Source organism: Chitinophaga sp., from assembly GCF_035761305.1.
In the GTDB taxonomy this organism is placed as follows: domain Bacteria; phylum Bacteroidota; class Bacteroidia; order Chitinophagales; family Chitinophagaceae; genus Chitinophaga.
Genome location: NZ_DASTRI010000218.1, coordinates 1 through 11,373, shown reverse-complemented (window position 1 = coordinate 11,373; position 11,373 = coordinate 1). Strand labels below are relative to the sequence as shown.

The 11,373-nt window shown below is 48.4% G+C and carries 9 protein-coding genes; 5 read left to right on the top strand and 4 right to left on the bottom strand.

The window, feature by feature from the left end:
• Positions 1 to 388: 388 nt before the first annotated feature.
• The 3 genes from VFS25_RS18330 to rnc are packed head-to-tail and all read left to right on the top strand — an operon-like array spanning position 389 to position 2,633.
• A complete protein-coding gene (locus VFS25_RS18330) occupies positions 389 to 625 on the top strand; it encodes an acyl carrier protein (protein ID WP_012788038.1) in 237 nt (78 codons plus the stop codon).
• Between the two features lie 24 nt (positions 626 to 649).
• The gene (gene fabF / locus VFS25_RS18325) at positions 650 to 1,903 is read left to right on the top strand and encodes a beta-ketoacyl-ACP synthase II (protein WP_326463621.1); all 1,254 of its coding nucleotides are present in this window, start codon (positions 650 to 652) and stop codon (positions 1,901 to 1,903) included.
• A 4-nt stretch (positions 1,904 to 1,907) separates the two neighbouring features.
• The gene (gene rnc / locus VFS25_RS18320; protein ID WP_326463620.1) at positions 1,908 to 2,633 is read left to right on the top strand and encodes a ribonuclease III; all 726 of its coding nucleotides are present in this window, start codon (positions 1,908 to 1,910) and stop codon (positions 2,631 to 2,633) included.
• Between the two features lie 13 nt (positions 2,634 to 2,646).
• Here rnc and VFS25_RS18315 read toward each other — a convergent pair whose 3' ends face one another.
• The 4 genes from VFS25_RS18315 to VFS25_RS18300 form a co-directional block, all read right to left on the bottom strand.
• A complete protein-coding gene (locus VFS25_RS18315; protein WP_326463619.1) occupies positions 2,647 to 3,099 on the bottom strand; it encodes a VOC family protein in 453 nt (150 codons plus the stop codon).
• Between the two features lie 103 nt (positions 3,100 to 3,202).
• Entirely contained in the window at positions 3,203 to 4,162 is a 960-nt protein-coding gene (locus VFS25_RS18310) for a YafY family protein (RefSeq protein ID WP_326463618.1), read from the bottom strand.
• Between the two features lie 427 nt (positions 4,163 to 4,589).
• The gene (cydB, locus tag VFS25_RS18305) at positions 4,590 to 5,624 is read right to left on the bottom strand and encodes a cytochrome d ubiquinol oxidase subunit II (RefSeq protein ID WP_326463617.1); all 1,035 of its coding nucleotides are present in this window, start codon (positions 5,622 to 5,624) and stop codon (positions 4,590 to 4,592) included.
• Positions 5,625 to 5,657: 33 nt separating this feature from the next.
• On the bottom strand, positions 5,658 to 7,040 hold the full coding sequence (locus VFS25_RS18300) for a cytochrome ubiquinol oxidase subunit I (RefSeq protein ID WP_326463616.1): 1,383 nt from the start codon (positions 7,038 to 7,040) through the stop codon (positions 5,658 to 5,660).
• A 778-nt stretch (positions 7,041 to 7,818) separates the two neighbouring features.
• Here VFS25_RS18300 and VFS25_RS18295 point away from each other — a divergent pair.
• Together VFS25_RS18295 and VFS25_RS18290 are read left to right on the top strand one after the other, a co-directional pair.
• Positions 7,819 to 8,508: a basic secretory protein-like protein gene (locus VFS25_RS18295; RefSeq protein WP_326463615.1), complete on the top strand. Its 690-nt coding sequence runs from the start codon at positions 7,819 to 7,821 to the stop codon at positions 8,506 to 8,508.
• Positions 8,509 to 8,771: 263 nt separating this feature from the next.
• Positions 8,772 to 11,373, top strand: a 2,602-nt coding sequence (locus tag VFS25_RS18290; protein ID WP_326463614.1) for a SusC/RagA family TonB-linked outer membrane protein, incomplete at its 3' end; no start/stop codon positions are given.

Below are 11,373 nucleotides of genomic sequence, written 5' to 3'. Positions count from 1 at the left end.
GCCTTATATATATATATGTAATGAGTTCGCCGGTTCTGATAACGTGGCATGCTTAGCGCGGGCCACCGGCAAATTTAATAAATGGCAAAGGTGGTTACGCCGGCCAAGTGTTAATTAAAGTTAAGAGTGATGAATACGTATATAAAAGGTCCCATAGCCGGTTGAGTGGCGTTTTTGCCTTTATAACCGCTGTTTTGGGAAAATGAGGCCCGGCGAAGCCCTTTCCGGGCGCTGTGTATATTATTAATAATCTGCCTGAATTGAGGCTGGTAAAGGATTTGAGCGTATTATTACCTGGGCGTATGTGTGAAAATTTAGATGCGTAGTTGCCAATTCAATAAAAATTATATTTTTGCAGTCAAGTTTTAAACCAAAAACACTTAAAATTATGTCAGACATTGCATCAAGAGTTAAAAAGATCATCATTGACAAATTGGGCGTTGACGAAGCCGAGGTAACTCCTGAAGCCAGCTTCACCAACGACTTAGGTGCTGACTCTTTGGATACGGTAGAACTGATCATGGAATTCGAAAAAGAATTTAACATCTCCATTCCCGACGAACAAGCTGAAACTATTACTACTGTTGGCCAGGCCGTTGCTTACCTGGAAGAACACGTAAAATAATCCTACTTAACCAGAATTGTTTTAATGCAACCAAAACGCGTAGTCGTTACAGGTTTAGGCGCACTTACACCGCTCGGCAATTCCGTACAGGATTACTGGCAGGGGTTGACGAACGGTGTATCTGGCGCCGATTTTATCCGGCAATTTGACGCTTCCAAGTTTAAAACCCGTTTTGCTTGTGAATTAAAGAATTTTGATCCCACCCAATATCTCGACAAAAAGGAGGCCCGTAAAATGGACCCCTTTACACAAACCGCTGTTATCACCGCCGACCATGCTGTGCAGGATGCAAAAATCGACCGCAATTCTGTTAATGCAGACAGGGTAGGCGTTATATGGGGGACCGGCGTAGGGGGAATGATCAATTTTTGCCATGAGCTGAGAGATTTTTACCTGGGGGATGGAACACCACGTTTCAGCCCTTTTTTGATTACGCGCCTGATCACTGACATTGCCGCGGGGCACATTTCTATCCGGCACGGGTTCAGGGGCCCGAACTTTTCCGTGGTTTCTGCCTGCGCTTCCTCTACCAATGCCATTATTGAAGCCATGTACCAGATCCGTTACGGGAAGGCGGATGTAATGATTACCGGTGGTTCTGAAGATGTGGTCAATGAAGCCTGTATAGGGGGCTTCAATGCTATGAAGGCGTTATCTGAAAGAAACGATGATCCCAAAACCGCTTCGCGGCCTTTTGACCTTGACAGAGATGGCTTTGTAATGGGCGAAGGCGCAGGAGCATTGGTGCTGGAATCATACGAGCATGCGATGGCCAGGGGAGCTAAAATTTATGCAGAGCTGGCGGGAGGAGCCGCCACGGCAGATGCACACCATATTACAGCACCGCACCCGGAAGGCCTGGGCGCTATGAATGTAATGCGGCTTGCACTGGAAGATGCGGGGTTGAGCAGCGGCGATATTGATTATATTAATGTACATGGCACCTCTACACCCTTGGGGGATGTAGCAGAAGTAAAAGCCATACAGCAGGTTTTCGGAGAGCACGCCTACCGGCTGAACATCAGCGCTACCAAATCTATGACCGGCCATTTGCTGGGCGCTGCCGGCGCAGTGGAATCCATAGCAGCCATTATGTCAATTGTAGACAGCACCGTACCTCCAACCATCAACCATTTTACAGCCGACCCGGTACTGGATGCCAAATTAAATTTTACCTTTAACATCGCACAAAAAAGGCCTATTAACGCTGCATTAAGTAATACCTTTGGTTTTGGCGGCCATAATGCCTCCATCATTTTCAAAAAATTTGTTGCTTGATTGTGTGAAATTACTGCCAGGATTTTTATATCGCTTCATAACCAGGAAAAGGCAACTTTACAGCGACCTTTACAACCTGCTTGGCTTTGCGCCAGGTAACTTTTCGTTATACGAAGTGGCGCTCAGCCACCGCTCCAGCAAAGAAAAGTTCCTGGAAAGCAATGAAAGGCTGGAGTACCTGGGCGACGCCATTTTAGGCGCTATCATCGGCGACTACCTTTTCCGTAAATATCCTTACAAAACAGAAGGGTACTTAACAGAAATGCGTTCCAAAATTGTGAACCGCCAGCAGCTGAATGAGATAGCGATTAAAATGGGCCTGCGCAAACTCACCATTTACGATAAGTACAACAGCTTTTTAAAGATCAGCCAGATATTTGGCAATACCCTGGAAGCCCTGGTAGGCGCGGTTTACCTGGATAAAGGCTATAACCGCACCAAGCAGTTCGTGTACAAACGCATCATCATCCCCTATATTGACCTGGAATTGCTGGAAAGCGTGGAAATGAACCACAAGAATAAGCTGTACGGCTGGGCCAATAAGAACGGCAAGGTGCTGGAGTTTGAGCTGCTGGAAGAGCAGATGGACAACGGCCGCCGCATTTTTACCGTAGGCGCGGTGGTGGATGGTGAGCTCATTTGCAGCGGCAAAGCCTTTAATAAAAAAGACGCCAGCCAGATAGCCGCCCAGCAAGCTATTGACCTGTTAGGGCTGGGGGAAGATAAATAACACTTTTACACTCCTACTTGTTTCCCGTATTATAATCTGTAATGCCAATCACATTGCCCGCAGGGTCCTGCAGCTCCGCTGCCCACCCGGTATTAATGCGGTATGGCTTTTTGGTAAAGCGCACGCCTTTTTCCAGCAGCGCTGCATACAGCAGCTGCACATCTGTTACCTGCAGTAAAATAGCCGGCTTTGCATCTGCATACAGGGTACTATCCTTCAGGATAATAGCTGCTTCGTCGTTGCCTACCTTAAAGGCCAGCAGCCCTTTTTCAGAGAAGTCGAACTTTACGCCCAGGCCAAGCGTATCAGCATAAAAGCGGCGGCTTTCCTGCAGGTTGGCAGCCGGCAGAAAAAAATTGTCGATGCAAAGGATCTGGTTAGTATTCATAGTGTCACGTTTTAGTTGCGTATACTTTAACCCCAGCGCTGCTACCAGCAACCAGGGCAGCCATTTATGCATTTTCATGTAAGGTGTTGGTATAGCCGAATACAAAACAACTACGGAAAGATGACAGCGTTATGTCAGCAGCAGCAAAAAAATAATTTTGAAGCAAACCTGAAGAATGCGCTTATACTTCATAATGCGCTTTCAGCTCAAGGGTCAGCTCTTTCATGCGCAGGGTGAGCTCATCGGGGCTGATAATGGTAACATCGCTGCCCCACATCAATATCCAGCGGGCAAAATATTCCATCGGGTAGCTGTTCATAAAGGTGTACATCACCTGCTGATCTTCTGTTTTTTCTTCTACCAGGCCGTAATAATATTTCTGGCTGCCCAGGTAACGCGCTACCCGCAGGCTAAAGCATACCTTGTAAGTGTGCGTGGGGTCGGGGTCTGCGTTATACCGCTCCAGGTATTCCTGCAGTGAAATATGTTTTGATTTATCGTAGCTGCTGCCGGTTACCTGCATGTTGCGAATACGGTCTGTACGGAAGTTACGATAGTCGTTGCGCAGCCTGCACCAGGCTATCAGGTACCAGGTGCTGTGGCTGTAATAAATACCAATAGGCTCTATTTCACGTTTGGTAAACTCGTTGGTATGTGCGGCGCGGTATTCCATTTGCAGCACCAGCTGCTTGCCCAGCGCATGCTGAATGTCTGAAAGAAAGCGGTTGGGAAATTCATCTTCCTGGGGAGTGTAATGGCGCACTACTGCAATGTTCTCATCCAGCACTTCCAGGAAATCTTTTTCACTGCCGCGCAGCACCGCTCTTATTTTTTGCATGGCGCTGCTGAACTGCTGCCGGTTAGAGCGGTCGCTGAGCTGCTGCATCAGCTTTTCGCCGGTAAGCAGGGCAGCGGCTTCTTCGCGGTTAAACATTACGGGCGGCAGGTGGTAACCTTCTACTATGTAATAGCCGGTGCCTGCCTCTGCGCCAATAGGCACGCCCGATTCCTGCAGGGCCTTTACATCGCGGTACACGGTACGCAGGCTAATGTTAAACCGTTCTGCTATTTCAGCAGCCTTCACTATTTTTTTGCCTTGCAACTGAATAAGTATAGCGGAAAGACGGTCGATGCGGTTCATACTATGCAATTTAATATTTCCCCGGCAACCTAATTCTATCACATTTCGTATACATGATATTGTCAATTATTATATCTTTAGGCGGGGCAATTCAAGCACACAACTAAAAAAATTTTTTTTACAGATTAAACCTTCCGTCAGATTAGCTGTCTAAAGCACAGTTACATTTCCAGGAGTAGTGAAGTGTTAATTATAATATACTGATACTGAGCAGTTTATCCTTAGTTTTCCCCTTACGATATTTTTAAGTTTTGATGCTACAGTACAGAATATAGGTTAAATGGTAAGTCCCTGCAATTTTTTGCGGGGACCTTTTTTTTGCACGCATGTTTTGCTGATTTATGTAGAAGTGTTAACGAGTGTTAACAAAAACAACCGGTTGCCAATCTTTTTTTGAACAATTTCTGCTGCTGGCTTACTATTTATTTTAATAGCTCATTTCATTCAGCTTTACTTTACCACGGAAGGTCCAGAATACAAAAACAGTGTAGGCTGCTACCAGCGGGGTGCCTATGGCTGCAATAAGCAGCATGATCTTTAAAGAGGCGGCAGAGGCAGCGGCCTTGTAAATGCTGATGCTCCATGCAGGGTTGGCAGAGGAGATGATAATGTTGGGAAATAAGCCTATTGCAAACAATATGAGCAAAGTGGCCGTAGTAAGACTGGAGAATATAAATGCAGTGAAATATTTACGGCTGTCGATATTCCGCTTCAGGTTCAGCACGCCCAGCACAGCGCCTAGCGGCAGCACAAACAGCAATGGATAGTGTTTGAACTGCTGCGTCATATGCGGTATGTAAATAAGCGTGGCCATAGAGGTAAGAATAAAGCAAAGGATAAAGAACTTACTGCAGTTATTTACCAGCACGGTAAGCTTTGCATACAGGCGGTTCTCTGTTTTCATGGTAAGGTAAATAGCGCCATGCAGCATGAACAGCGAAAGGGTGGTAACGGCAATCAATATGGCATAGGGGTTCAGGAAGGTGAGCAGGCTGCCGGTAAATTCATGCTTTTCATTCATGGGAATGCCCTGTATCAGGTTGCCCAGTATTAAGCCCAGCAGCAGCGTAATAAAAGTGCTGGAAGCCATGTAGCTGAAGTCCCACATTTTACGCCACCAGGGCCATGGCTCCTTGCTGCGGAACTCTATGGAAATGGCGCGGAAGATGAGCGCCACCAGGAACAGCATAAACGGAATATAAAACGTAGAAAGCATTACGCCGTACACCAATGGAAAGCCCGCAAACAAAGCGCCGCCGGCAATTACCAGCCACACCTCATTACCATCCCATACAGGGCCGATGGCGTTTAATGCAGTGCGGCGGCTTTCTTCCTTGTTAAAGAACAGGTGCAGCGCGCCCGCGCCCAGGTCAAAGCCGTCCAGCACACCGTAACCGGTAATCAGTCCGCCAATTACCAGGAACCACCAGGTAGGTAAATCAAGGCCAAGGATCGTTTCCATGCAACAGAAAATTTATAGTTATGTGCCAATCGTTTAATGAATGCCGCCGATGTTCCTTTTGGAATACAGGTCGCTCACCTCTTCCTCATTTTGCATAACATCCGGCCCATGCTGTATTTTCCGGTGCAGCAGAAACAGGAACAGCGCCAGCAGCAATACATATACAAATGTGAACAATACCAGTGAAAACAGCACCTGGTTGGCAGTTACGGTTTTAGAAAGCGCCTGGGAGGTGCGCAGCAGGCCATACACCACCCAGGGTTGCCGCCCTACCTCTGCAGTGTACCAGCCTACCTGGTTGGCTATTTGCGGCAGCAGCACGGCGCCTACAAATATGATCATGAGCCAACGCTGGTTAAACAGCTTTTGTTTCCACCACAGGAAAACGGCCAGCAAGGTTAACCCTATGAGGGTAAAACCAATAGCCACCATAAGATGATAGGTTTGAAACACGAAGTTTACCGCAGTGGGCCGGTCCTCCGGCGGTGTGGCCCGCAGGCCCTGCACAGGGGCTTTAAAGCTGCCGTGTGTAAGAAAAGAGAGCCCGCCGGGGATTTTAAGCCCGGTGGTTTTTTCGTGCTTTTGATCTACCCAGCCGGCCAGGTACATATCCGCCACGGCAAGGCTGTCGTAATGCCCTTCCATAGCGGCCAGCTTGGCCGGCTGGTATTTACTTACATAGTGGGCAGAGCGATGGCCGGTAAACAGCTGCAGCAACGCGGCTACCACCGCTACCCGCAGCCCCACCTTAAACATGGCCTGTGCGTGTTTGGTAAACTGGTTATGCAATATATACCAGGCTGCCACGCTCATAACCAGGAAAGCGCCAGCCAGGAATGAGCCGATGATCACATGCGAAAAGCGGTCAACGGAGGAAGGGTTCATTACCATTTCCCAAAAGTTGGTTACCACTGCCCGGGCCTGCATGCCGCTGCCTTCTATACGAAAGCCGGCGGGCGTTTGCTGCCAGGAGTTGGCAATTACGATCCACAGGGCGGAGAAGATGGAGCCCAGGGCCACCATGATGGTAGCAAAAAAGTGCACGCCTTTGCTAACCCGGTTCCAGCCAAACAGCAATATGCCCAGGAAGCCGGACTCCAGGGCAAAGGCAAAAATGCCTTCGGCTGCCAGGGCGCTGCCAAATATGTCGCCCACGTAATGGGAATAGGTGGCCCAGTTGGTACCGAACTCAAACTCCATTACAATGCCCGTGGCCACACCAACACCAAATATGAGCGCAAATATCCTGATCCAGAAACGGGTAACCTCCTGGTAAATAACAGATCCGGTTTTAAGGTACAGCCCTTCCATAATTACCAGGCACACTCCCAGTCCAATGCTCAGCGGCGGGTATATATAATGGAAGGCAATGGTAAAGGCAAATTGTATCCGGGCTAATATTTCAACAGAAGGCATATCTACAGATTAATTAAATACAGGATGGAAAGCGGCCAGGTGCAACCCCACATTTGTTTCTACTGCATAAAGATAGCAGTGGCCCGTTAAACCAAAGCTGATCTTTGTCATAATTTGTTCGGGGCCCGCTACTGTAGCGGGTTTTGTACTGCGAAGAATAATTGTATAAAACTCATCCCGTTAACCGATGATTAACATATTAAAAATAGGAATCTCTTTAATTTTGGTGCTATGAAAGAGGAAGATAGTGAGCCCCATCTTCCGGTTCAGGAACGTTAATTATAGAGTTCAACATTATTGGGTACATGCAGCCGCATTACCTGGCCATATCTAAGGGGGGGACATTTTTAGGTTGGTTGTAAACAGTAATGAACACAAGGCAAGCAAAGGCTGCAGCCATCATAACCAACCCCATATAAAATTCTTTGCCGTTAGCAGTGCGCTGGCGGAATAACATATTGTCATTGTCATGTGAATGTTTGCGAGAATCATATTGTGTCTTTTAATGGTTAAACCAATAGGGAATGAGCCTGATATTCATCAGGCTTACCTTTTTGGGAATACGGTACTGTTCATTTAATGAACGTTGTGTCTTAACTAATCATCTCCCGGAGCTTGATGTCTATCGGGCTCTATTTAATCTCTCCTGCTCAACAGCTTATTCCCTTCGTTGCTGTTATTATTCCATGCGCCTGGCGGCCTGTTTGCGGCTGGTATTGTACAACTGCAGGAAAGCCAGTATCTTGCCCGCACACTGTAAAAATTAAAAGCCAGCAAAATGAAAACATGTTTAAAAGGATGGTCTGTACTGCTTATGCTGCTACTGCAGCTTACTGCGGCCAGGGCCCAGCAAACTTCCGCTAACCGCGATAAGATCAAACACGGCCGCTATACGCTGCTGGTCATCAACAAGGATTCCTCCTTTAACCCGGCTGTAAAGCAAAAGCTGGAAGATGTATTTTTTAAAGTATATCCGCAGCTGGCCGACAGCTTTAACAAAAAAACGCTGAAAAAAGTAACCTTTATAATAGACCCTGAGTATAAAGGCGTAGCCGCCACCAGCGGCGGCGTTGTAAGCTACAGCCCTGAATGGCTGCGCAAACACCCTGAAGATGTTGATGTGGTTACGCATGAAGTAATGCATATTGTACAGGCTTACCCCAGTGGTTCTGAGCCGGGCTGGTTAACAGAAGGTATTGCCGATTATGTGCGTTATGCTTTTGGGGTAGATAATGAAAACGCCGGCTGGAAGCTACCGCCATACTCCTCTTCCCAGCACTATAACCAAAGCTACCGGGTAACAGCCCGTTTTTTGCTGTGGCTGGAAAAGAATGTGAAACCCGGCATTGTAAAGGTGCTGGATGCCAGCATGCGCAGCCAGTCCTATACCCCGCAGCTATGGCAAACCCTTACCGGTAAAAGCCTGGATGAGCTGTGGAGCAGCTATGCCCAGCATCCTGAAATATAAGCGCAACCCCATAAAGTACCAGCAGGCTGTATCAAAAGTTTGATACAGCCTTTTTTTAGCCCCTCTAATAAGTTATCAAGGCGCAGGCAGTTAATTTTTGCAAATGATCGGTTAATTAGTGTGATAAAGACACTTATTTTCCGGGGTAAATTTATCTCACGTATCAGCCTGAACATTCAACCAAAGGAAGGATAAGCATCGCTTGTGGCATAGTTAGCCGTACTGTAATCATTATAGCTTTTTTACCATTAAAACATAAGGACATGCGCTTATTTCACGTTAGGGCCACGCTGTTGCTAATACCGTGGTTATTTGCATCCGGGTACCTGCTGGCACAGGGGATGCCGGTATCTGGTAAAGTAACAGATGCAAAAGAAGGCACGCCATTGCCCGGGGTGAGCGTGTCGGTAGCCGGCACCAGTACCGGCAGCATTACCGATGCGGGCGGCCGCTACCAGCTGACAGTACCGGCAAACGGCAAAACGCTGGTATTTAAGTTCACCGGTATGCAAACCGTGGAAATGCCGCTGAACGGGCGCTCCACCATAGATATACAGATGCAGTCGGCCGAAGTGGGGCTAAATGAAGTAGTAGTGGTAGGCTATGGCACCCAGCGCAAAGGCGATGTAACCAGCGCTATTGCCAGCGTAAAATCGGATCATTTTGTAAAGGGCGCAGTGCGCGATGCCGCCCAGCTGATACAGGGCAAGGTAGCAGGGCTTACCGTATCAACTCCCAGTGGCAATCCCACTGCCAATACGCAGATACAGCTGCGCGGCATTACCACCCTGAAGGCAGGCACCTCACCGCTTGTGCTGATAGATGGCATTCCCGGTACATTGAACACCGTTGCCCCGGAAGACATTGAATCCATTGACGTGCTGAAAGACGGCTCTGCCGCTGCTATTTACGGCACCCGCGGCACCAACGGCGTAATACTCATTACCACAAAAAAGCTGCATGGCAATATGCGGCCTACCCTGCAGTATGACGGCTATGTGAGTGTGCAGACCATTGCCCGCCGCCCCGAGTTTTTAACCGGCGATGATTACCGCAGGTACATCAAGGAAGGCATTGACTTTGTGGATTACGGCACCTCTACCGACTGGTTAAAGGAAATTACCCGCACACCTGTAAGCCACACGCATAACCTTACTTTCCAGGGCGGCAGCGCTACCACCAATGTTACTGCTTCTTTAAACTACCGTAACTGGGAAGGGCTTTTCCTGAACTCCAATAACAAGCAGGTAACCGGCCGTGCCGATGTAAACCATATTATGCTGGATGGTAAGCTGAAAGCTAACCTGAACCTGATAACCCGCAGCCGTACTTACTGGTCGGGGGTGGATGTAAGCAGCTTTAGTGATGGCACCAGCTTTAATAATTATGTGTACCGGCAGGCGCTGATACGCAACCCTACAGATAGCGTGCGCGATGCAAACGGCAACTGGCTGGAGCGCAATATTTATTTTTATGATAACCCCGTGGCTTACCTGATGGAATCGTACGGGCAGAATGACGAGCGGGAAATACGCATGAACGGCAGCCTTACCCTGGAACCCGTTCGTGATCTGCGGCTAAAGCTGCTGCTATCCGGCAACAAATGGTCGGAAACAAGGGGGTATGCAGAAACCAAGAAACATGTATCTACTGTAAAAAATAACCGTAACGGGTATGCCTCCCGCGGTACATCGGACCGCAGGGATAACCTGCTGGAACTTACGGGCGAATATGCGCACAGCTTTAATAAACACCGGGTAAGCCTGTTAGGCGGCTATAGCTACCAGGATAATACACGCGAGAATTTTTACATGGAGAACTGGGACTTTCCCACGGACCAGTATTCCTACAACAGCATGGAAACCGGCAATGCCCTTAAACGCGGCGATGCGCTGATGGGCAGCTTTAAAGACAAGTGGAAGCTCATAGGTTTCTTTGGCCGGCTTAGTTATAACTGGGATGATAAATACCTGCTGCTGGCCAGCGTGCGGCATGAAGGCTCCACCAAATTCGGGAAAAATAACCGCTGGGGCACCTTCCCCGCCATATCACTGGGATGGCGCGTAAGCAAAGAATCGTTTATGAGCGGCCTTACCTGGATGGATGATTTGAAATTACGTGCGGGCTTTGGCGTTACCGGCACTATTCCCGACGACCTGTATGCATCACTGCGCAGCTTTAACTACGGCAACCGTTTCCTGGTAAACGGCGTATGGGTACAGGGGCTTGATCCTGTGCGTAACCCTAATGCCGACCTGCGCTGGGAAAAGAAAGAGGAGTTTAACCTGGGGCTCGACTTTTCACTGCTGAACAGCCGTATTTACGGTAGCATAGATGCCTACCGGCGTTTAACAAAAGATGCGCTGTTCGACTACCAGGTGCCGGTGCCGCCTTACCCCATGCCCCAGATAGTGGCCAATGCCGCGCAGATCAGGAACACGGGGCTGGAAGTGCTGCTGAACGTAGTACCGGTACGCACCAAAACGCTGGAGTGGACATCCGGCATTAACTATTCTACCAACAAGAACGTGCTGGTGTCATTAGCCAGCAACAGCTTTGCCACCACCAACGATTATTTTGATGCAGGCTATACCGGCGAGCCTATACAGGAGGCCACACACCGGGTGCAGGTGGGAAAACCCATCGGTAATTTTTACGGGTATAAATCCGTGGGCATAGATGATAACGGCCGCTGGATTATTGAAGGGAAAGACGGCAAGCCGGTAGCCAGCGCAGATAAAAGTCCGGATGATAAAAAAGTGCTGGGTAATGGTTTGCCAAAACATTACCTGGGCTGGAACAATACCGTGCAGTATAAACATTTTGATCTGAGCATTACCATGCGCGGCGCATTTGGTTTCCAGA